This window comes from Lacihabitans soyangensis (genome assembly GCF_024343775.1).
In the GTDB taxonomy this organism is placed as follows: Bacteria; Bacteroidota; Bacteroidia; order Cytophagales; family Spirosomataceae; genus Leadbetterella; species Leadbetterella soyangensis.
Genome location: NZ_RJUF01000178.1, coordinates 1 through 19,117, shown reverse-complemented (window position 1 = coordinate 19,117; position 19,117 = coordinate 1). Strand labels below are relative to the sequence as shown.

Genomic DNA, 19,117 nt, shown 5'->3' with positions numbered 1-19,117 from the left:
TAGTTTTTTAATTTAATTTTTTACGATTATGCCTTTATTAGATTTTTCGAACCTTGCGGCTGATGCTGTACAGGAAGATAATATTGCCGGTAACCTTGCGTGGTTTGGGGTGATATCGGCGAAGGCTTTCAGTGGGGAGTATCCTGCTGTGGCTGATGTGACGGCTGGTGAGATTACGGGTAGCCCTGTGGCTAGACTGGGTGCTCACGAGTTTGCGAAGGTGGAAGTGCCTCAGAATTCGGTGGTCTTTGATAGTGATGATAATGGCCCAAGTGCGGGACATAATAATATCGATCACATGCTGAAGGCGAAGTTGGCGGGCATGAGCAAGGAGGTGCAGGCTGAACTGAAGAAGTACAAGAATAACCCTTGTGTGTTTATTGTGCCTGGGTCGGACGGACGCCATTATTTGGTAGGTAGCTCTAACCATGGAATTATTTTGCGTGGAAAAGGCAAAAGTGGTGGCGTTGGTACTGACGAGAGAGGTTTTGACCTTGAGGGTAAGTCTAGTGGTCATAGAGATCATCCGCTACCGATTTCGGCGGCTACGTTGGCTTTGATTCCTTGGGTGTAAAATTCAGACGCCAGGCATGGCGTCTGTACTTTTAGTAATATCAATGAGGAAGTTGAAGAATTTGGAATTGGTGGGTAAGACTCGGCTGATTCCTGGTGTAGGGCATGTGACGTTTGAAGAGGATGTGCCTGAGCATGTGGCTGTGGCTTGTGAGGCTGCGGGGTTGGATTGGTGTGAGACACTAACCGAAAGTCCCAATGCCGTAAGCCCCCTAGCCCCCAGTGGGGGAATAGATGGTGGTGATGCTGGTGATGCTTCGGCTACGCTCAGCAACCAAACTGGTGATGCTGGTGATGCTTCGGCTACGCTCAGCAACCAAACTGGTGATGCTGGTGGTCCACAAGTGCCACAGGGTGACAATGGCGGTGAGGATGGTAATGTTAGGGAGGACACTAACATTGACGTGAAGAGTGTCACGAGGAAAAGGAAATAATTTTAATTTTTAATTTTATGGGAACGAAAAATAGTAAAACAGCCCCCCAGCCCCCAGTGGAGTCTGGTGCTGATGCTGAGAAAGAAGCTGCGGATAAGGCTGCTGCTGAAAAGGAAGCTGCTGCTAATAAGGCTGCTGCTGAAAAGGAAGCTGCCGAGAAAGAGGCTGCTGAAAAGGAAGCTGCTGATAAAGCTGCTGCGGATAAAGCTGCCGCTGATAAGGCTGCTGCGGATAAGGCTGTTGCTGATAAAGCTGCTGCTGATAAAGCTGCTGCTGATAAGGCTCAGGGTGGCATTGCGTCTGTGCCGTTTGTGGATGCTTTTGCAGAGCAGCTGAAGGCTGAGAAGGAGGAAAAGCTGAAGAAGCAAGCTGAGAAGAAGGCTGAGAGGGATGCGGCTAAGAAGGCTAAGAATCCGAGAGTTAAGGATGCTGAGGCGTTGATTTGAGCCGAACAACCACCCCGCCCTTCGGGCACCCCTCCTTGGGAAGGAGGGGGATATGTAGGCAGGGGAGCTAGATTGGAATTTATTAAAAGCTGTGTGATGTGAATCATGCAGCTTTTTTTGTATTTTAGCGGAGCAATTTACGATTTACATACTTTTAGGTGGACCGCCCAACGATCTTATATCGGTGAGCACGGGGCTGCAAGTGCCCCTTTTGGTCTGCCTCAGTAGAACGTAAATTGCAGTGACTCACCGATATTGTAGAGATTATGAGTGAACTAACCACCCCTAGCCCCTCCTTGGGAAGGAGGGGAATTGATGAGGGGAATGAGCATGAGGTGGAATATATACAGACTGAGCTGCTGGATGATAATCTTGCGGCTTTTTTGTTGGCGGGTGGTGTAGATGTGAAGGGTTTGATGACGCTACTGAATGAGTTTTTGGATTTTAGTAGCCCGAGCCCCTCCCCCGGCCGAAACGTCGGACCGCCCTCCCCGATAGGGAGTGGAGAATTAGTTTGTCATTTTTCGAAAATATTCGTGGAATGACTTGCATGTTTGGTTTGGATTTTTTAAGTTTGGTTATTGTTTTACAAGTTAAACTTGATTGAAATGAAAAGATGGCTTTTATTGATGGTGGTGGCTATTTTGTTTGTGGGGACACAAACAACTGCTATTGCCAGCGTGCCTACTGGACAGGATGAGGTGAAGATGAAGCAAGCGGTGAGTTCGGATGTTTTGCCAGCAATTGGCATAGACAGACTGAATATGCCTAATGCTAAGTTTTCGGGGTTGATTTGGGGTGATGTGACGACGGCTGATCCTTTGGCAAGTTGCCTTCATTCCTCGTGTCTGGCTGGTTACGCTTTCGAAACTGCTGAGCCTCCTGAGGCTGATGTGATTACACTTGATGACCCGATAGATCCTGGGCGATGGTGTTGAGTTATTTGAAGCCTTGAGTAATCAGGGCTTTTTTTTTTGTCTGTGTATGGAGACGCCCTTCGACAAGCTCAGGGTGACATGCGTCTGTATTTGAATGATAATGATGGAGATATTGCTTTGGTGTGTGTATGGATTGCTGATGTGTAGTGTGGTGCTGCAGGTGTTGATGGTGTGGTTTTTGGTGAAAGTGTTGGAAAAATTAAAGAAGTAAGGAGATGAATTTTGTATTTAAGATTAAAGTTTTTGATAAAAGTGGAGCCGTAATGGTGGAAGCTGAGTCAAAATTGAGTAGGTTTAGAGCGGATAAGCTAAGTTTGCCTGGTATACTTGGAGACCTTGAGGATATGTTGGTTAAACGTTATCCCGATGGTGATAAAACCGAGGTGCATTTGGTAGAGCTTATCGATTGCGAAGGTATCAAGTATGTGCCCAAGAAGCCTGTGATGGATATGCTTGATGCTGCTGAACATTTTTTTGACGGTGAGGCTGTGCAGTGGATTCCTGAGCATTTGAAGGATAGAATGGAGGCTTTGATGAACAACATGGCTATAATTAGACAACAATACGAATGAGTAGATTAGAAAGTTTTAAAGCTAGTAGCATATCTTCTGAAAATATGGCTTCGGCAATGAAAAAAATAGGTAAAGTTTTTGGAAAAACTGTGCGATATGTAGATGATATCAATAAGTTTATAGCAGGGAATTTTGTTGGCAATAAGCTACCACGAAAGGCCAAGAAGGCGTATATTGCGAAGTATGGACGGGCGGAGTATCGTAAAATGTATTTTAGATGAGTGGATTTGAATATTTAATAGTTTAAAGTGATGGAAAGGATGATCTACCCGAGATATACACCTAAAATGGTGGGTTTTGCACAGGTGAAGGCTAATTTTTATAAGAAGATGGAAAGCGAAAGCTTTGACTATTTGGCTATGGCCATGGCTGTGCAGATAGTGACGCTTGCTGAGCAGCATGAGTTGGCTCGTAAAACTTGGGCGGTGGTATGTATGGATGTGAAGACTGTTGTGAAACTAAAAGAAGCTGTGTGTGAAGCACTTGTAAAGCTTGGAATGAAGGACGTGAAAGCTCCGAAGGATAACGAACTGATATCTAGAACGGCAGGCTATTATTTTACGGATGATTATGGTTTTTGGAAGGCTAATTGCCAGTGGAAAAGGCCGTATAGGCGTGCCAAGCCAGATGATAGAGGTATATGGTTCGCGAATGGGTTTAGCTTGGTGTTTGCGGGCATGAGAGAGGAAACCAAGTATTTAGGCAGTAATTTTGACGGTATATTGAGCTTTGAGACTGAAGGCTGGAATTCGGAGGATTTTAGGAGGTTTTGGTTGTATAGGATTCGCTCGACTGGTGGAATGCCTAAGCATTTTACACGTGGGACTTCTCATGATAAGACTTGGATTGGTTTTGAGCTGAAGGAAGAAAGTAAACCTGTGGGTTGATAATTATAAATAGTTGAAAGTGAGATTTTAATTTTAAATGTATATGTTTATAGATTTACAAGTAAAAACTGGAGAAGATTATTTTCTCAAATGCAATAGAAAGCTTGAAGAAAGTTGGGAGTTTCATGAGGAAATGACTATGATTCGAGATATTATAGCTCTTGAAGTGAGTTTTTATGTGTTGTTCCGCACTCCATTTGTTTGTGCTACCATAATTGATAGTTTGAGGAAGTTGCTTGGGAATCGAATTTTTGATTATGAACAAGCCTATGGGCCTTATGTTCGGCATAACGATATGGGTTGATTTTCTCCTAAAATATTTTGCCCTGTGTGGGCTGAGGATACGGTGCTAGTTTAGTGCCGTATTTTTTTAGCCCCTAACCCCCGAAGGGGGAATTCCACCTTCGATAGGACGATTGTCCTAACGGTTTTTGGTAGTGGTTCTCAGATATTAGAAGTGGTGGATTTCTCAGAGTGGGATTTCCCACTCTCAAAAGGAGGATTATCCTTTTGAGACCGAAGTGGGAATTCCCACTTCGGTATGAAGGGGAGGATTGTCCTCTTGGGGGTCGGTTCGGGAATATGCGAAGCGAGAATATTTGTCGGTAGGAGAATATGCCTACCGAGAATCTGAAAGTCGGAATTCCGACTTTGGGAATTTCTCAGAGTGAAGAGAATCACTCTGAACTTTTCTGAAAGCGAAGATCCCCGCTTTGACATAAAAAAAGCCTCTCATTGCTGGGAGGCTTTTTTGTTCCGGGTTATACACCGGTGGCTTTTCCTGCAGCCGTACCGCGTTCCCTGTTCTTCAGAGACCAATAGGACCCGTTTATAGCCTGGGTTCGCTGGCTTTTTCTTTTTTAAGCGATTCGTCAACCATATCTGCTACCATTTTGGATAGGCTTGGGGCTTTTTCTCCTCGTTTTTTTGCATCAAATTGCCGCTCACTCAATACCAGCCACGATTCTTCTGATAAATCTACTGTAATTCTTCTACTCATTGCAACTACGATTTTACTGTGCAAATATAAATATAATATTCATGAATAAAAAAATAGTTAAAAATATTTGTGAATATAATATTCATGAGTACATTTGCATATCGAAATTTATTTATCATTTAAATAATTGAATTATGGCAAAGGAGATTGAGAAGTTTGTTTATGGTGGCTCTGAGATAGAGTTTGATTTGACTGGTATGGCTATTATGGTTAATGCAACTGAAATGGGTAAGGCGTTTGGGAAGTCAGCAAAGGACTTTTTGAGAGTAGAGCCAACACAATCTTTTATAAGGGCACTTTCTCAGAAGGAGAATATGCCTTCTGAGAAAATTGTAAAAGTTGTGAATGGTGGAAAGCACAATGGTACTTGGATGCACAGGAAGTTGGCGTTGAAGTTTGCGGCTTGGTTGAATGCTGATTTTGAGCTTTGGGTGTTTGATGTTATCGAGAGCATCATGTTTGGCGATAACCTGCGTGTGCGTAGCAATCAAGAGCAGCTGCAGGTGATCACTAACCGATTGAAGGAGATAGACCAAACGGCGAGCGTGATTATGAAGGAGCGATATCAGCTGACAAAGAAACGTGAGTTATTGGAGGCGGACACTTATGACGCACTGGGCCTGAGACTGAACTGACGAGAGGAACACGGTGGGCGGTTTGCAATTTACGCCCATCCCTCTTTTATAGTCCTGAAAGCCCCTAGCCCGCAGTGGGGAAGTATTGTGGAATTATTTAACAAAAAATATAAAACAAAAACCTAGAAATGAGAACGAACACGACACTGATCACCGAGCCTATGGTGCTAAAACTAGGCAAATCTGACACGCTAATAAGCATTGGCGGGGCTTGTGAGGCTTTGGTTGAGATGGACAACTGCCAAAACGAGGCCGATATGGAGCAAGCCCTGGCACGAGTAAAACAGAATTATGAAGACATGGTGGCTGAGCTGCCGCAGCTGCTGGAGTATGAGCATGAAGACAAACGGAAGATTCAGGATACTTTTTGGGTGCTGAATAACGTGCGGAAGGTGCTGGGAGGTATTAAGATATTGAAGGTGTAGAAATTAATAGTGGATTAGTTAATGTGGGTAAACGGAAACGCCAGAGGCAGTGCTTCGGGTGTTTTTTTTTGGCAGCTGCCAAGGCTTGTGCATGCCTTCGGCTCCGCTCAGGCATCCTGATAACGTGTAGAAAAGTTTTGCCCTGTTAGTCTTGAGAGCCACTGTGCAGTTTTGTACGGTGGCTTTTTAGTTTAAAAATGGCAAAAGAGAAGAGTATTACGCGGCTGAGGAAGCTGCTGAAGGTGAATGAGAGTGCCTTGGATCCTTATTACAGGTATTACCTGAAGGAGATAGAGTTTGATGACCTGACCTCTATGCAGCAGGAAAAGCTGGAGAGGTACATGAAAATATGGAGCTGGTACTGCATGGGACGAACCAAGGAGGTTATTCTGTCCACTATCATGCGGGATTACGCTGTAGAGTCGAGACAGGCACAGTACGATTTAGCTGAGACCATAGCACTACACGGCCGACTAGATCAAGTACAAAAAGATGGGTTAAGGGTTGCCAGTAGGGAGTTTCACTACTTGTTGGCACAGTTTGCCATGAAAGATAAGCAGTGGGATGTAGCCATGCGTGCCAGGAAAGAGGGCGATGTGTTGGCGGGCATCTACGATACTGAAGACATGGGTTGGGATCCTACAGTTTGGAACAAGCCAGTGAAGGAGGTTTGGGCCGTGCAGGTGATTAATAACAACTTCAATGCTCCTGCAGGAGACGAAGCCACACAAACGATTGATATAGATGAGTAAGGTTGTAACCATAAAACTGAACCCCAAACAGGCGAAGTTTTTGAAGAGTCGAGCTCGCAGAAAGTCGTTTATTGGTGGCCGTGGGTCGGGTAAGTCCATGACAATGGGGTTTCAGATAAAGAAACTGTTCCCGATTTTTCCGAGGGCTACTTGGGTAATTGCCGGGCTTACTTATGTGGCAATAGACTCGATAGTAATACCCAACGTCCGTGAGGCTCTTGAGAAATGTGGGGTATTTGAGTATGACAAAAAGCTCAGGCCTTATGGTGTTTATGTGATAGGTGTGCAACCACCTGACGGCTGGGCCAAGCCTTACAAACAACCTGGTAAAAGGCTCTATCAATATTGTATCACTTTCATTAATGGATTTACGCTAAGGCTTGTAAGTCAGGACAATAAAGAGACACACAGAGGTTTGTCTATTAATGGATTGCTTGTGGATGAGTCTGCTACTATCAGTTTTGAGTTTATTCAAACCGTATTAATTCCTGCATTTAGGGGAAATACGTTGGCACCCTACGAGAATCATTATTGGAATTATGGCTTTTTTGATTTCTCGTCTGCCAGCTGGACAATAGCCGGCAACTGGATATATGATACTGAGGAGAAGTATCTTGAGATGTGTAAGGAAAGGAAAGTCATGTACCAAAAGCATGGTGAACAATGGCTCATAGATAATGTGCCTGAGTTTCTGTTCCTTGAGTCGACCTATGAAGACAACCAAGCATTCCTACCTGCCAAGTATGGCCAAATGCAACGCGAAACGCTTGATATCTGGAAATACAATGTTGAGGTGATGAATCAGCGAGTATTGAAACTTCCTAATCAATACTACCATGCACTTTCAGAGTCGAATTTCTATTTTAAATCTTACGATTACCATCCGAGAGAGTCGGGTGTATTGGAGTATACGCACAACGACTATCACAGAGATAAGCCGCTATTGATATCATTAGACTTCAATGCCGACATCGTTTGGTGTTTGGTCTGCCAGCAATTTGGCAACGAATTCCGAATTATTCAGTCGGAATTTAAGAAGCCAGCAGTTACCAAAGTAGAGCAAGAGTCTAACATCCTAATCCAGTTAGCCGAGTGGTTCTGCAAGGCCTATGATGGTCATTCCATTATGGAAGTGTATGTGTTCGGTGACCCTAACGGTAATAGTACAAGTGCCAGTACAGACAAGTCCAACCGTCCATTCTTTGACCGCTTCTGTGAAATCCTAATTAAAAAAGACTGGAAGGTATTCCGGAAGGAATTGACATCCTATCCAAAAACTAAAGATAGATATGATCTTATGAACATGATGTTGGCAGGTAGTCACGACAAAGCCCCCAAGGTCAGGATCAATAAGAATACCAATAAGAGTTTCATTATAGCTCTACAGAACACATTGGTAACTACCGATAAGCTATTCAAGAAAGACAAGTCCAGCGAGCGTAACGCCAGGTTCAGAGAGTATGCCACCGACCCTACTGATGCATTTGATTACATCATCTGGTCGCTCTTCAGTCATTACATCAATCGAGGTCAGTACATGTCAGAGACAGGCGTAGTGGTGAGATAGTTACAGAACTATATTCTCCTTTTTGAACTAGGCAGCTGCCATTTCGTGATAGTGTGCGGCACAGGTAGGAGAGATTGAAAGGCGTTTTGTTTGCCGTTTTTTCTTGTAAAAAATTGGAAACGAAATATTTAGACAAAAAAAAAGTGCATTTGGGTTAAAAAAAAGTTTTGCCCTGTGCCGATTTAGAATAAAAAACTTGATTTGTGTATGAGTTCAGGTATTTCGATTAAGCGGGTTTTGTCAGAAATAACCTCTTTGGGGGCTAGGTTTTCTTTGGGGTATAGGAAGATTGATGGGACTTGGGGTGAAAAGAAAAATGTAAGCCTCAGAAGGAATAGCAACCCGTTGACAGCTAGAGGTAAAATGAGTAGGAGCGGGCGGTTGCCAGTATTGGACTTGAATACTGGAAAGGACTTCGAAGTTTATATTGATTTGTTGGTGGAGTTTAATGGAATTAGGATTGATTTTTTAAAATAGAGCATGGAGAAGTTGAGCGAAGGGCTGTACGTACATAAGTATAATCACCAAACGAATGCTTCGGTGGCGATAAGCTTTGGTAAGGAAGGTGATAAGGTGGCGGATATGGCTGACGCAACTGATAGCGGTAGCCGTAAGGTTGGTAAGTATTATATACCGAGAGGTGACAAAGATAATAAGCTATTGCTAATTCATAAACTTTTGGACGAAAGCCCGAATAAGTGGCAGTTTTTGGAAACGAAGGCGAATTTTACTTTTGGTAAAGGGCCGGCACTTTTTGAAGAGCATGAGGATGCTTTGAGCCTACAAAAACCGATAAAGAGCAAGGATTTTAGTGATTGGGTGAAGCGACTGCGGATTAAGAACCTAACGCTGAAGACTGCTAACCAAGTGGTGTATAGCTATGAGCTGAACTGGTTGGTGAGCCTTGATGCCATTACTAAGAAGGTAGCCTCGGTGAAGGTGCTGGATAATAATGATGTGCGGGTGGCTAAGCTGAACGAAAAGGATACCGAGATTAAGGGTTTTTTTGTGCATAGTGGCTTTGGTTATAAAACTCCTGCAGAGAAAGATGCTGTTTTTTATCCTGCTTTTGACCCTGATGAGCCTACGAAATACGGTGATTTTATTATTCATGAAATTATAACGCTACCTGGCCAGAAGTTTTATGGCTTGGCGAGCTGGTGGGGAACGAGCCGTTGGGCTGAGGTGGCGAATAAGGTACCGAGTTTTTATGAGGCGGCTTTTAAGAATGGCTATTTTATTACCCACCAGGTAAGTATACCTACGGATTATTGGGATAAGCCTGACTGGGACGAGAAGAAACGTGCTGAAGAGAAGAAGAAAACGCTCGATGGAATAGAGGACGCGTTGGGTGGTGTGGAAGAAGCTAACAAGATATTGTTTACGTTCTCCAAACTTAATACGGATGGGCGTAGTGTGAGCGGGATTGAGATTAAACCGGTGGAGTTTAATATTAAGGACGATGCTTTTATAAAGATGTTTGATAAGGCCAATGATGTGCAGATTGGCGGACATGGCTTGGTGGGCAAACTGGCTGGTGTGGATAGTGGCAGCAAGATGGGCACGAGTGGCATGGAGATAAATAGCCTTGCTAATTATGTGCAGAATTTTTTGGTGGTGCAGCAGCGTGAGTTGATACTGACGGCTTTGGATTACCTGAAGGAAATTGACGAGATAGAGCCTGACTACGTGATTGGATTTAAGAATATTATGGGGTATGTGCCTGACAGTACGGCCAAGAATGACCCTGCTCACCCAAATAATCAAGTGAACGATAATGCTAATTAAGAACGCCGAACAAGTGAAGCGTGTGTACGGTGGTGTGCAACGCTCGATGAGTTTTGATAATTGGGTGGCTTACATAGAAGAAGCCGAGGAGTTTTTTATTTACCCAGCGATAGGTACTGAGCTGTATGATGAGCTGAGCTTACTGGTGGGTGAAGAGAACGAGGAAGATGTGAGTGTGGGTGGCACAGCTGAGCAAAAACGGCTGATTAAGCTATTGAAGATGAGCCTGATGGCTTATGCGGATTTTAGCGGTATGATGCGACAGATTGTGAGTACTGGCGATGCTGGAAAGACTCAGATAACGCCACAGAACCAGCAGGCGGTGAGCAAATGGGCCACAGCTGCGAGCATGAAGGCGGCGATACTGCGTGGCGATAATGCTCTGGAGAATGCTTTGAAGTTTTTGGAGAAGAATGCTGATGAGTTTGAGACCTGGAAGACGAGTGAGGTTTTCTTGGAAAAGGCTGGACTGCTGGTGAATAATGCTACAAAGCTGACAGAGTGGTTTCCGCAGGCTAGGGGTAGTAGGAGGATGTTTTTGGCTCTTGAAGCTGGCCTTCGACAGGCTCAGGCTGAGATAGGGGTGGCTTTGGGGGAGGCGTTTTTGGTTGAGGTTTTGGCGAAAAACAAGCTGTGGATGGAAGGGTCGCTGACTGATGCGAATTGGCTGAAGCTGCTGAAGATGTGTGGGCAGGTGGTGGCCAGAAAGGCTGTGGCGGATTTTGTGCCTTTTATGAATATTGATGCGGACTGGCACCTGTGGAGTACTACGGATGGCTTGGAGAATAAGGATGTGTTGCCGCCCTCGAGAAGAAATGAGATAGCAGCTGAGCTGGGTGACCAATGGCGTGACGGACTGGCGACGATTGTGGATTTTCTGCAGAAGACTGCGAGCGATAGTGTGTTTGCGACTTACTACAGCAGTGATATGTATACGGCTTTGGTGGAGACGCCTCCGACTAGGCTGTTTGAGAATGATAAGAAGCGGAGTTATGGGGTGCTTTAGCCCCACCCCCGACCCCTCCCCGGTAGGGAGGGGAGTTGATTGAGTTGTTTTTTTTGAAATATAAATAGTTGAAAGTATGTGGATTGCGAGTATTGAGGCAGAGGGGATTAAGGTTAGGGAACACCTAATACATTATGGACATAGGGGACTATGGAAGGATTTAGTTGGAGAAATTAATAATAGGTTATTCAACGAGCTTGCGGATATAGAAAGTAGAGTAGAGAAACTTAAGGTTGACCTAGAGGCTATTGGGAAAGAGACGGGTTGGTTTATTCCTCAAGTTAATTGTTTTGTGCCTGGTTTTGATAAATTCAAACAACCTGTATCAGAGGATGATATCTGGTATTTTGTTGAGGGATTTTTGATTGTGAAGTTTAAGAAAGTGAATTTGGGGCATAATGACCCTCAAGCAGGCTGGCAGAGAAAGGCGGTGGCTAAGGTTATGGGTGAAAGTTGAATTTTAAATAGTTGAAAGTATGTGGTTGGTGAAAGTAAGTTGGAGTTTTGGACAGGGTGGAAAGTTAAATCTGATTCTTTTTGATTTACTAAAAGATAAGGATAGGAATATACTGAAGACCCGAGAAGAATGCGAGGCTTTGGCAAATGAAGTCCGAGATGTGGTTGATATGTTTTGTAAAGAAAATAAAAGAGCCAAGCGAGAGGTGACTTTTTGGGATTATCGTAAAGATGAGGGTTTAATTTATCCTGATGATTTTTGGGTAACTGCTAAGCATAATTTGGTTTTGGATTTCTTTAAGCTGAAAGATGTCGCTGAAGATTAAGGATTTTAAGAGGGTGATGCCGCTGCTGATGGCTTTGCGGAGTTATGGGCAGGATTTTGATAATGCGGCGGTGTTGGTGGAAAGGATATGGAGTTTAACCAGCCCGCAACCACCCCGCCCTTCGGACACCCCTCCTTGGGAAGGAGGGGAAGGAAGTAGGGGAGAAACGGGATTTGCGGAGAAGATGGCTTATGTGGCGGGGCTGCTGAAGGATGTGAATAAGCGGGTGGTGAAGCGGATATGGGTGTGGCCGTCGTGGCTTCGGCTCCCTTCGGATCCCTTCGGCTCCGCTCAGGGAACGAAGCTCAGGGAACGCCGCATGGATGTGAAGTTTAGCTTGTTTCCGAAGTTGGTTTGGGTGAGGGAAGAGCATTTTGCGAATACGAAAGCGATAGAGCTGAGTATGGCGAATGTTTATTTTTTGAAGTTTGCTGAGGTGGCGAAGAAAGTGGCAGCTGGGCAGACTACAACCACCCCCGGACGGGACCACCCCCAGCCCCTCCTTCCCAAGGAGGGGAGCAATAAAGAGGCTAAGCAATATGAGAAGGCTTTGGGGGAGTTGTTGGGGCATTTGGTGATTAGGAAGCGGTGGAATTGGCGGAAGATGAGGCTGGAGCGTACGCCCTACCATAGCCGGCAGGTGCTGGAGCTGGGTAAGGTGCTGAATGATAGCCTGCCTGAGGTGATGAAGCTGTGGCTGGTGAATTATTTTGAGGAGCAGCTTAAGATTTTTATCAGGATGTTTCCGGGGGTGTTTGGTGCTTCGGCTCCGCTCAGCAACCAAAACGGAGAAGGCCTTCGACAGGCTCAGGCTGACATACCGAAGGGGATTTTTCCGAATGGGCAGGGGTGGATTGCGATTTTGGAGGATGTGGCTTTGCAGGGTGTGCATGGGGATTTTGAGAAGGTGTGTGATACGGAGGCTGTGACGATATGGCTGTTTTTGGAACATCAGAAGATAAAGGCGGAAGCCGCTAAGTGATATGATAGGTGCGGAGATTAAGGATGTGAGGGGGTATTTTGAGGACTGGGTGGAAGCTAGTGCGGATGTGCATGGGTTTCTGTACGGCGAGATACGCCACAAGCTGGATGTGGTTAATAGTACTGTGAAGCGGTACCCAGTGATGGTGATGGACCAGCCGAATGTGAAGACGACTATTAGAGGTGGGGTGTATTTTAATACCTATAACATGGGTATTAGCATAGTAGAGAAGGTGAAGGATGGTAGCCTGAAGGCTCACGCTGGTGCGAGTGATAGGACTTTTACGATTCTTGGCAAGCTGATTAAGCAGCTGATTGCGGACCAACGGCAGTATACTATTACTCACTCACCGCTGGTGTTTGAGAATGATGAGGTGGATACGAATCTGGTGGCGGATCATGTGGGATGGCGGACGGAGTTTCAGCTGATGATTGCTTGTGGGGATTGGGTGAGGTGATTTATGGATTTAACCACCCCGCCCTTTGGGCACCCCTCCTTAAAAAGGAGGGGAGTTGATGGAGTTTATTTTTTTGAATTTATAAATGTTGAAAGTGATGGAATGGGAAGTGTATGTGGAGAAGGATTTGCCTCGGAGGAATTTGAAGGTTTGGGTTGAAAGTAGAGGGGATAATGCTGATGAAAGGCTGAATTGGTTTTTTAAGGATGGCTGGTTGGCAAATGAGGTAAGGAAAATTGATAATGTTATGTCTGATGGGCTGGTGCCGATGTTTGCAGGGCCTTTGACGATGATGCAGGAGGTTATTGGGAAAGTGGCTGAGGAGTATCCATCAAATCTTTTTGTAAAAAGAGATGAGTACGATAGGCTTTTTCAAGAGAAATGGGAATTGGAACAATGGAAGAACGCTGAGATTAAGAAATGGGAGGAGAGGTTTGATAAGGCTTTGGATGGTGTGCTTAGAGCCCCCCAACCGGAATGCCGTACCACCCCAGTGGGGGAGTTGAACTTCAGTCCTATTATGGCGACTTTGGAGAGTACTGGGGATGCTTCGGCTCCGCTCAGCAACCAGGAGAAGTCTGGTCGGCCTAGGCCAACTATCGATGAGCCTACGGCTTTTGTGGATACTTTTAGCTTTGGATGGCTGGATTCTGTACAGATGTTGTTTGGTGCTATTGTGGCTTTTGGAATTATTTTGGTTGTTGGTGTGGCTTTTGGGTGGTGGTAGCTTCGGCACTTCGGCTTCGCTCAGTGACCGGATCAGCTACCGTGAGTCGCCATGCATGGCGTCTGTACGAATAGGGAGTTTAATTTTTTGCAATTTATAAACGTGAGGTGTGATGAACAAGGTGGATGGATTTGTGGCTACGGTGGGTAGTGTGAGTTTGGGGATGGTGAAGGTGCTGATGAATCCGATGCTTTTTGTGACGGCATTGGTGGGGACTGTTTTTAGTAATTACCTGGAAGGGTATGCTCCTTTTATAGAGGCGTTGCTGGTGTGCATTTTTGCTGATAGCATTTTCGGGGTATATCTGGCTCACAGAGAGAAGAAGTTTGAGTGGGCTAAGGCGATGAAGATTCTTGAGAAGCTGATTGTGTATGCTTTTTACTTGTGGATTATTCATGTGGTGAGCAGGGTGCCGTTTGTGCAGAAGTATGGCGAGTGGATCCAGTATTTTACGAGTTTTATTTATTCGTTGATGATTTTGAATGAAGGGCGAAGTGCTTTTAAGAATGGTAATAGGGTGCACCCAAATAAGATTAGCGGCTGGGTAGTGGCGATGTTTGATAAGATTGAGGGGAATATGAAGGCGGATGCGGCCCCCCAGCCCCCGGTGGGGGAGTCAAATTGAGGATTTACGATTTTTGATTTACGATTAACGATTTTTTTATGGGAAAGATATTGGGTTGGATAACAGGTGTGAAGTTGCCGAGTGTGGGGACTATGATAGTAGTAGTGGCGGTGTTGTCGGTTCTTGGTGGCTTGGTGGGTGTTGGGATTTTGAGCTACAGCTTTTCGGAAAGAGGCAACCGCATAGAGAAGCTGGAGGGTGATATAGTGGCTTGGGAGAATGAGAAGAAGGTGTGGTTTAGGGAAAAGCTTAGACTGCAGGATGTGCAGGATAGTTTGGCTGCAGGCCTTCGACAAGCTCAGGCTGACATGGCTGAGGATAGTGTGAATTATGCTGAGCGTGAGGCTCAGATGCAGTTGACGATTAGGGATGTCCTTCGACAAGCTCAGGATGACAAACGGAAGTATGAGGGTGGCCTTCGAAAGGCTCAGGCTGACAAGGAAAAGGCTCAGGCTGCCCTTCGACAGGCTCAGGCGGACACGGAGTATTGGAAGGATTATGCGGAGAAGCTGGAGAGTGGAAATTATGAGGTGAAGATGGGTGTGTGGCCTTTTAGGGGCAAGCGGTTGGTGCCGAAAAGCCCCACCCCCAGCCCCCCAGCCGGAACGCCGGACCGCCCCAAAGGGGGAGATTAGCACCGCTTTAACCACCTCGCCCTTTGGGCACCCCTACTTGCCTTCGGCTACGCTCAGGCACCGGGATGGGAATGAAGGCGGGGCTTCGACAGGCTCAGCCTGACAATAGGATAGATTATAAATTTTTAATAAAGTAGGGAATGAGTAGGATTGTGATGATTGGGGCGAAGGGGATTGAGCTTACTAAGCTGAGTGAGAAGTTTGAGAGTAGGCCGTATTTGTGTCCGGCTGGTGTTTGGACGCAGGGCTATGGTAATACGAGGAATCCTGATACGAGGGAGCGTATTACGAGGCTGTCGCCTCCGATTACTTTGGCTACTGCAGAACGCTGGCTGAATGATAGCTATAGAAGGGTGTATGCCCCGATTACGGATGAGTTGACACGTGATGACTTGACGCAGAATGAGTTTGATGCGGTGGCGGATTTTGTGTTTAATACTGGTGGGTATTTTTTGGATAAACGATCGGGGAAGAGGTTTCCTTATAGGTTGTTTTCGCTTGTGAATAACAGAGCGAGTGCTGAAGAGCTGCGGGCTTATTGGCTGACGTGTGCTATAACGGCCGGTGGTAAGAAGCTGAATGGGCTGGTGACGAGGAGACGTAGAGAGGTGGAGTTGTTTTTAGCCCCCTAACCGTAACGACGGACCGCCCCAGTGGGGGAATTTAGCCCCACCCAACCACCCCGCCCTTTGGGCACCCCTCCAACCACCCCTGGCCCCTCCTTGGGAAGGAGGGGAAGGAAGGAGGGGGATGGTGGTATGATGAGAAGTGAATTTGATAAACTGGGCGGGGCTTCGACAGGCTCAGCCTGACAAAGGTATAGAAGATGATAGCAGCGGATGAGTTGAGTTTGGGTACGCCGATTGGGCTGGATTTGATTAATAATCCGGTGGTGGTGAATGTGGATCCTTGGGAGTTGGGGACTATAACTGACAGGAGTACGATAAGGTATGAGCTGGATGTGATGGTGTTTAATGGTGAGGAGTTTGTGTTGGCGTCGACCATGGATGCTTTTGAAGAGCCTGCTAAAGTGGTGGGGAATAGCACGATTTACAGGGGTGCGTTCTTTGAGTTTGGCGGAATACTGAAGGGTTTTCTGACGAATGATGAGCCGGTGTTTGGAAATGCGGGCGATAGATACCTGGATGCGATTTGGCAAGTGCCGGATATGACGCTGCGGTATTATACGATCGTACGGATTTATGTAGATGATGTGCTAGATGAAACCGTAACGAATGGCGAAAGATGGGCCTACAAGGGCGGGATTTCGGAGGTGGATTTTGAAAGATATGGTAGGTCGTTTTTTACGAAGTGGCTGGGTGATGGGAAGTGGATTTGCTCAACCACCCCGCCTTCGGCACCCCTCCTTGGGAAGGAGGGGAAAAGTGGTGCGGGGCAGGTTGGTTTTTTGAGTTGGTTGCATAATTTTTCGAGCACGATTACTAAGGTGAAGCTGAAGGTGATTGGACTGTATGCGAATGGCGAGGAAGAGGTGGTGTATCCGATAGCGGAAATGGAAGTGAGCCCAATGGGTGTGTATGCTGTGCCTGTGGGTGGGGCGAGTGTGGTGAGCCCAAGCCCAACCACCCCCGGCCCCTCCTTGGGAAGGAGGGGAGTTGGTGTGGAGATGCCAGGCGTGGCGGCTTTGCCTGATGATGGGGTGAAGCTGGAGCCCTTCGACACGCTCAGGGGTGCATTGGTGAGTTATAGGTGTTGGCTGATAGATAGTAATGGCGACCGTGTGAGTGAGGTGGCTACGGTGGTGTATGACCAGGTGTATAGACGTAACCTGCAACAGGTGGTGTATATGAATAGCCTTGGGGTGCCTGAGGTGTTGGTGGCTACTGGACAGAATTCGGTGGGTATGGAGTTTAGCCGGACTGAAGGTGAGAGTTTTAGGGGGTTTGGCTATGAGGCGAACCTGACCGAAAGGCGGGTGGATGTGGTGGAAGGCATACGAAAGTATGTGCTACGCCTGAGCCTCGGAAGGTTGAGCCAGATGCGGCACTTGCTGGATGTGGGGTTTGCGAAGGAGATGTGGCTGCTGCAGAATGACCAATGGCTGGCGATGGTGAATGTGGGTAAGGCGATGCCGATACACGATGATGCTAACGACTGGGCAGGGGTGGCAATAGAACTGGAAGCGGGCTATAAGGAGACAGCTTACAGCGAGCTGCCTGTGCCTGAGGCTACTGAGGACCGACCTACGGCCTGGCGACCGCTGAGTGTGGTGTGCGACACGGATAGCCGAGGACGATACTACGGTATGCTGAAGGTGCTGACGGTGGAGCGGTATTATACGGACACGAACGAGCCTGTGCGACCTGCTGAGGTGTTGAAGAATAAGCCTGGGCCGAATTTCTTTCCGTTGACGCCAAGTGCTGCTTGTGCGGTGGGTAATACGCCGTTTTTGCAAGATGTGGCTGTGAGCCGTGAGGGGACTTTTTTTAATGCGACCTGTGGCACGGGGTTGATTGGTGGTAAGGCGACGATTACGATACCGATTGGCAGCTGGGGGAGTTTTATTGATTTGGAGGATACTTATGCTAAGGCGAGAGCTGAGATAGATATATTGGACACGCAGGCGTATGCGAATGCGAATGGGCCGTGTAACTCTGTGGGGGTGTATAACCCTGGGGTGTATGGGTCTGTGGATTTTCCGACTGGCAGGTGGTGGCTGAGGGCTGGGGATTTTAGTGGATCCAGCGAACCGAGTGGTATAGTGGCTGAGGATGTGGGCAGTGGGTATGTGCCTGGCTGTATGTGGTTTCAGTTGCCGGATTATCAGGCTAACCAAACGGATGTGCGGTATGGTGCGACTAGACTGAATGGGCATTATCCGGTGCTGGCAAGTGGAAGGGATTATTTTTTTATACCTTATTATAAGGCAGGGAAGACGCTGAGGTTTTTTAGAAATGGACTGCTGGTGGGCAGTACGGTGATTGTAGGGCCTTACCCGAGTATTGTGTTTCCGGCTGAGCCTGCTGGTGGGGAAAGGTGGTATGTGGATGCGGTGTAAACCACCCCCTCAACCACCCCGCCTTCGGCACCCCTCCTTTGGAAGGAGGGGGGGAAGGAGGGGTCTGGTGAAGGGATTGAGCCGCATTGCAATGCGTCTGTAGTTTTGCCCTGTGATTATTTGGGATGTTGGGATAGTTTTGGCTTATAAAGAATAATGATTTTATGGCGACTTTTTCGGTTAAGAATAGGATTAAGATTAGACGGCAGGCAGGCAATGACTGTGACGTGGTGATTAATGTGCCGGATGTGTTTCAGGTGGCTGGGACTACGTTTAAGTTTGCGGTGTTTGAGAAAACGCCTCCTTATCGTGTGGTTTTTCAGAAGACTGGGTCTGGTATTGTGGTTAGTGGGCAGCGGCTGGAGATTCCTATAGCGAAGGCAGATACCCTGAATAAGCATGGGTTGTATGACTGGGAGATGGAGGCTGTGAAGGACGGCAAGGAGATTACGATAGGGATGGGGGATTTTGAACTTACAAAAACGAGATTGTAATGAGCGAAGTGATACTGGTGCTGGAGATAGAGCCGCCGATAGAACTGGAGCTCGTTTTAGAGCCTGAGATTGGTGTGATTCCTGGACTGGCTGATTATATTGGATTGCCAGGACCGAAGGGCGACACTGGCGACCAAGGTGTGCAGGGTATTCAAGGACTTAAAGGGGACAAGGGTGATACTGGCGACCAAGGTGTGCAGGGTATTCAAGGACTTAAAGGTGATAAGGGCGATACTGGCGACCAAGGCGTTCAGGGTATTCAAGGTCTTAAAGGGGACAAGGGCGACACTGGCGACCAAGGTGTGCAGGGTATTCAAGGTCTTAAAGGCGACAAGGGCGACACTGGCGACCAAGGTGTGCAGGGTATTCAAGG

The 19,117-nt window shown here is 46.7% G+C and carries 29 protein-coding genes; 28 read left to right on the top strand and 1 reads right to left on the bottom strand.

What is annotated here, in order from left to right; translation table 11 throughout:
• The first annotated feature begins 28 nt into the window (after window positions 1–28).
• The 9 genes from EGI31_RS18545 to EGI31_RS18505 all read left to right on the top strand — a co-directional run bounded on the left by EGI31_RS18545 (window position 29) and on the right by EGI31_RS18505 (window position 4,154).
• Window positions 29–574 (top strand): hypothetical protein, encoded by a 546-nt coding sequence (locus EGI31_RS18545; RefSeq protein WP_255037576.1) that lies wholly within the window; start codon window positions 29–31, stop codon window positions 572–574.
• A 43-nt stretch (window positions 575–617) separates the two neighbouring features.
• On the top strand, window positions 618–1,007 hold the full coding sequence (locus tag EGI31_RS18540) for a hypothetical protein (protein WP_255037952.1): 390 nt from the start codon (window positions 618–620) through the stop codon (window positions 1,005–1,007).
• A 17-nt stretch (window positions 1,008–1,024) separates the two neighbouring features.
• Window positions 1,025–1,453, top strand: coding sequence for a hypothetical protein (locus EGI31_RS18535; protein WP_255038647.1), 429 nt, complete (start codon window positions 1,025–1,027; stop codon window positions 1,451–1,453).
• Between the two features lie 266 nt (window positions 1,454–1,719).
• Window positions 1,720–1,998 carry a hypothetical protein gene (locus EGI31_RS18530; protein WP_255038646.1) on the top strand — a complete coding sequence of 93 codons (279 nt, stop codon included), beginning with the start codon at window positions 1,720–1,722 and terminating at the stop codon, window positions 1,996–1,998.
• Window positions 1,999–2,061: 63 nt separating this feature from the next.
• Complete coding sequence (locus tag EGI31_RS18525) at window positions 2,062–2,391, top strand: hypothetical protein (protein ID WP_255038645.1); 330 nt, start codon at window positions 2,062–2,064, stop codon at window positions 2,389–2,391.
• A gap of 215 nt (window positions 2,392–2,606) precedes the next feature.
• On the top strand, window positions 2,607–2,963 hold the full coding sequence (locus EGI31_RS18520; RefSeq protein ID WP_255038644.1) for a hypothetical protein: 357 nt from the start codon (window positions 2,607–2,609) through the stop codon (window positions 2,961–2,963).
• Window positions 2,960–3,184, top strand: coding sequence for a hypothetical protein (locus tag EGI31_RS18515; protein WP_255038643.1), 225 nt, complete (start codon window positions 2,960–2,962; stop codon window positions 3,182–3,184). The genes EGI31_RS18520 and EGI31_RS18515 overlap by 4 nt, the downstream gene beginning before the upstream one ends.
• A gap of 30 nt (window positions 3,185–3,214) precedes the next feature.
• Entirely contained in the window at window positions 3,215–3,850 is a 636-nt protein-coding gene (locus EGI31_RS18510; RefSeq protein ID WP_255038642.1) for a hypothetical protein, read from the top strand.
• A gap of 43 nt (window positions 3,851–3,893) precedes the next feature.
• On the top strand, window positions 3,894–4,154 hold the full coding sequence (locus EGI31_RS18505; RefSeq protein ID WP_255038641.1) for a hypothetical protein: 261 nt from the start codon (window positions 3,894–3,896) through the stop codon (window positions 4,152–4,154).
• A gap of 525 nt (window positions 4,155–4,679) precedes the next feature.
• Here EGI31_RS18505 and EGI31_RS18500 read toward each other — a convergent pair.
• Window positions 4,680–4,850 carry a hypothetical protein gene (locus EGI31_RS18500; protein WP_255038640.1) on the bottom strand — a complete coding sequence of 57 codons (171 nt, stop codon included), beginning with the start codon at window positions 4,848–4,850 and terminating at the stop codon, window positions 4,680–4,682.
• Between the two features lie 134 nt (window positions 4,851–4,984).
• Between EGI31_RS18500 and EGI31_RS18495 the strand changes: the two genes are divergently transcribed.
• The 19 genes from EGI31_RS18495 to EGI31_RS18405 all read left to right on the top strand — a co-directional run.
• Window positions 4,985–5,485, top strand: coding sequence for a KilA-N domain-containing protein (locus EGI31_RS18495; protein WP_255038639.1), 501 nt, complete (start codon window positions 4,985–4,987; stop codon window positions 5,483–5,485).
• A 128-nt stretch (window positions 5,486–5,613) separates the two neighbouring features.
• Window positions 5,614–5,910, top strand: coding sequence for a hypothetical protein (locus EGI31_RS18490; RefSeq protein WP_255038638.1), 297 nt, complete (start codon window positions 5,614–5,616; stop codon window positions 5,908–5,910).
• Between the two features lie 341 nt (window positions 5,911–6,251).
• A complete protein-coding gene (locus EGI31_RS18485; RefSeq protein WP_255038637.1) occupies window positions 6,252–6,662 on the top strand; it encodes a hypothetical protein in 411 nt (136 codons plus the stop codon).
• A complete protein-coding gene (locus tag EGI31_RS18480) occupies window positions 6,655–8,229 on the top strand; it encodes a hypothetical protein (RefSeq protein WP_255038636.1) in 1,575 nt (524 codons plus the stop codon). Before EGI31_RS18485 ends, EGI31_RS18480 begins: the two co-directional genes overlap by 8 nt.
• Before the next feature lie 207 nt (window positions 8,230–8,436).
• On the top strand, window positions 8,437–8,706 hold the full coding sequence (locus tag EGI31_RS18475) for a hypothetical protein (protein WP_255038635.1): 270 nt from the start codon (window positions 8,437–8,439) through the stop codon (window positions 8,704–8,706).
• Between the two features lie 3 nt (window positions 8,707–8,709).
• A complete protein-coding gene (locus EGI31_RS18470; protein WP_255038634.1) occupies window positions 8,710–10,017 on the top strand; it encodes a hypothetical protein in 1,308 nt (435 codons plus the stop codon).
• 34 nt (window positions 10,018–10,051) lie between these two features.
• Window positions 10,052–11,023 carry a DUF6712 family protein gene (locus EGI31_RS18465; RefSeq protein ID WP_255038633.1) on the top strand — a complete coding sequence of 324 codons (972 nt, stop codon included), beginning with the start codon at window positions 10,052–10,054 and terminating at the stop codon, window positions 11,021–11,023.
• Window positions 11,024–11,099: 76 nt separating this feature from the next.
• A complete protein-coding gene (locus EGI31_RS18460; protein WP_255038632.1) occupies window positions 11,100–11,480 on the top strand; it encodes a hypothetical protein in 381 nt (126 codons plus the stop codon).
• Window positions 11,481–11,499: 19 nt separating this feature from the next.
• A complete protein-coding gene (locus EGI31_RS18455) occupies window positions 11,500–11,805 on the top strand; it encodes a hypothetical protein (RefSeq protein WP_255038631.1) in 306 nt (101 codons plus the stop codon).
• A complete protein-coding gene (locus tag EGI31_RS18450; protein WP_255038630.1) occupies window positions 11,789–12,787 on the top strand; it encodes a hypothetical protein in 999 nt (332 codons plus the stop codon). Before EGI31_RS18455 ends, EGI31_RS18450 begins: the two co-directional genes overlap by 17 nt.
• Window position 12,788: 1 nt before the next feature.
• Complete coding sequence (locus EGI31_RS18445; RefSeq protein WP_255038629.1) at window positions 12,789–13,244, top strand: hypothetical protein; 456 nt, start codon at window positions 12,789–12,791, stop codon at window positions 13,242–13,244.
• An 85-nt stretch (window positions 13,245–13,329) separates the two neighbouring features.
• The gene (locus EGI31_RS18440; RefSeq protein WP_255038628.1) at window positions 13,330–13,971 is read left to right on the top strand and encodes a hypothetical protein; all 642 of its coding nucleotides are present in this window, start codon (window positions 13,330–13,332) and stop codon (window positions 13,969–13,971) included.
• A 112-nt stretch (window positions 13,972–14,083) separates the two neighbouring features.
• Complete coding sequence (locus EGI31_RS18435) at window positions 14,084–14,596, top strand: phage holin family protein (protein WP_255038627.1); 513 nt, start codon at window positions 14,084–14,086, stop codon at window positions 14,594–14,596.
• 110 nt (window positions 14,597–14,706) lie between these two features.
• The gene (locus EGI31_RS18430; RefSeq protein ID WP_255038626.1) at window positions 14,707–15,231 is read left to right on the top strand and encodes a hypothetical protein; all 525 of its coding nucleotides are present in this window, start codon (window positions 14,707–14,709) and stop codon (window positions 15,229–15,231) included.
• 140 nt (window positions 15,232–15,371) lie between these two features.
• A complete protein-coding gene (locus EGI31_RS18425) occupies window positions 15,372–15,863 on the top strand; it encodes a lysozyme (protein WP_255038625.1) in 492 nt (163 codons plus the stop codon).
• Between the two features lie 21 nt (window positions 15,864–15,884).
• Entirely contained in the window at window positions 15,885–16,043 is a 159-nt protein-coding gene (locus EGI31_RS18420) for a hypothetical protein (RefSeq protein ID WP_255038624.1), read from the top strand.
• 356 nt (window positions 16,044–16,399) lie between these two features.
• The gene (locus EGI31_RS18415; protein WP_255038623.1) at window positions 16,400–18,250 is read left to right on the top strand and encodes a DUF5977 domain-containing protein; all 1,851 of its coding nucleotides are present in this window, start codon (window positions 16,400–16,402) and stop codon (window positions 18,248–18,250) included.
• Window positions 18,251–18,414: 164 nt separating this feature from the next.
• Window positions 18,415–18,744, top strand: coding sequence for a hypothetical protein (locus tag EGI31_RS18410; protein WP_255038622.1), 330 nt, complete (start codon window positions 18,415–18,417; stop codon window positions 18,742–18,744).
• Window positions 18,744–19,117, top strand: a 374-nt coding sequence (locus EGI31_RS18405) for a collagen-like domain-containing protein (protein ID WP_262925393.1), incomplete at its 3' end; no start/stop codon positions are given. The genes EGI31_RS18410 and EGI31_RS18405, both read left to right, overlap by 1 nt.

Bases quoted from the DNA above. Each gene is read 5' to 3' on its own strand.
- EGI31_RS18545 (WP_255037576.1), top strand. From the start codon at position 29: ATGCCTTTATTAGATTTTTCGAACCTTGCGGCTGATGCTGTACAGGAA.
- EGI31_RS18540 (WP_255037952.1), top strand. From the start codon at position 618: ATGAGGAAGTTGAAGAATTTGGAATTGGTGGGTAAGACTCGGCTGATT.
- EGI31_RS18535 (WP_255038647.1), top strand. From the start codon at position 1,025: ATGGGAACGAAAAATAGTAAAACAGCCCCCCAGCCCCCAGTGGAGTCT.
- EGI31_RS18530 (WP_255038646.1), top strand. From the start codon at position 1,720: ATGAGTGAACTAACCACCCCTAGCCCCTCCTTGGGAAGGAGGGGAATT.
- EGI31_RS18525 (WP_255038645.1), top strand. From the start codon at position 2,062: ATGAAAAGATGGCTTTTATTGATGGTGGTGGCTATTTTGTTTGTGGGG.
- EGI31_RS18520 (WP_255038644.1), top strand. From the start codon at position 2,607: ATGAATTTTGTATTTAAGATTAAAGTTTTTGATAAAAGTGGAGCCGTA.
- EGI31_RS18515 (WP_255038643.1), top strand. From the start codon at position 2,960: ATGAGTAGATTAGAAAGTTTTAAAGCTAGTAGCATATCTTCTGAAAAT.
- EGI31_RS18510 (WP_255038642.1), top strand. From the start codon at position 3,215: ATGGAAAGGATGATCTACCCGAGATATACACCTAAAATGGTGGGTTTT.
- EGI31_RS18505 (WP_255038641.1), top strand. From the start codon at position 3,894: ATGTTTATAGATTTACAAGTAAAAACTGGAGAAGATTATTTTCTCAAA.
- EGI31_RS18500 (WP_255038640.1), bottom strand. From the start codon at position 4,850: ATGAGTAGAAGAATTACAGTAGATTTATCAGAAGAATCGTGGCTGGTA.
- EGI31_RS18495 (WP_255038639.1), top strand. From the start codon at position 4,985: ATGGCAAAGGAGATTGAGAAGTTTGTTTATGGTGGCTCTGAGATAGAG.
- EGI31_RS18490 (WP_255038638.1), top strand. From the start codon at position 5,614: ATGAGAACGAACACGACACTGATCACCGAGCCTATGGTGCTAAAACTA.
- EGI31_RS18485 (WP_255038637.1), top strand. From the start codon at position 6,252: ATGAAAATATGGAGCTGGTACTGCATGGGACGAACCAAGGAGGTTATT.
- EGI31_RS18480 (WP_255038636.1), top strand. From the start codon at position 6,655: ATGAGTAAGGTTGTAACCATAAAACTGAACCCCAAACAGGCGAAGTTT.
- EGI31_RS18475 (WP_255038635.1), top strand. From the start codon at position 8,437: ATGAGTTCAGGTATTTCGATTAAGCGGGTTTTGTCAGAAATAACCTCT.
- EGI31_RS18470 (WP_255038634.1), top strand. From the start codon at position 8,710: ATGGAGAAGTTGAGCGAAGGGCTGTACGTACATAAGTATAATCACCAA.
- EGI31_RS18460 (WP_255038632.1), top strand. From the start codon at position 11,100: ATGTGGATTGCGAGTATTGAGGCAGAGGGGATTAAGGTTAGGGAACAC.
- EGI31_RS18455 (WP_255038631.1), top strand. From the start codon at position 11,500: ATGTGGTTGGTGAAAGTAAGTTGGAGTTTTGGACAGGGTGGAAAGTTA.
- EGI31_RS18450 (WP_255038630.1), top strand. From the start codon at position 11,789: ATGTCGCTGAAGATTAAGGATTTTAAGAGGGTGATGCCGCTGCTGATG.
- EGI31_RS18445 (WP_255038629.1), top strand. From the start codon at position 12,789: ATGATAGGTGCGGAGATTAAGGATGTGAGGGGGTATTTTGAGGACTGG.
- EGI31_RS18440 (WP_255038628.1), top strand. From the start codon at position 13,330: ATGTTGAAAGTGATGGAATGGGAAGTGTATGTGGAGAAGGATTTGCCT.
- EGI31_RS18435 (WP_255038627.1), top strand. From the start codon at position 14,084: ATGAACAAGGTGGATGGATTTGTGGCTACGGTGGGTAGTGTGAGTTTG.
- EGI31_RS18425 (WP_255038625.1), top strand. From the start codon at position 15,372: ATGAGTAGGATTGTGATGATTGGGGCGAAGGGGATTGAGCTTACTAAG.
- EGI31_RS18415 (WP_255038623.1), top strand. From the start codon at position 16,400: ATGACGCTGCGGTATTATACGATCGTACGGATTTATGTAGATGATGTG.
- EGI31_RS18410 (WP_255038622.1), top strand. From the start codon at position 18,415: ATGGCGACTTTTTCGGTTAAGAATAGGATTAAGATTAGACGGCAGGCA.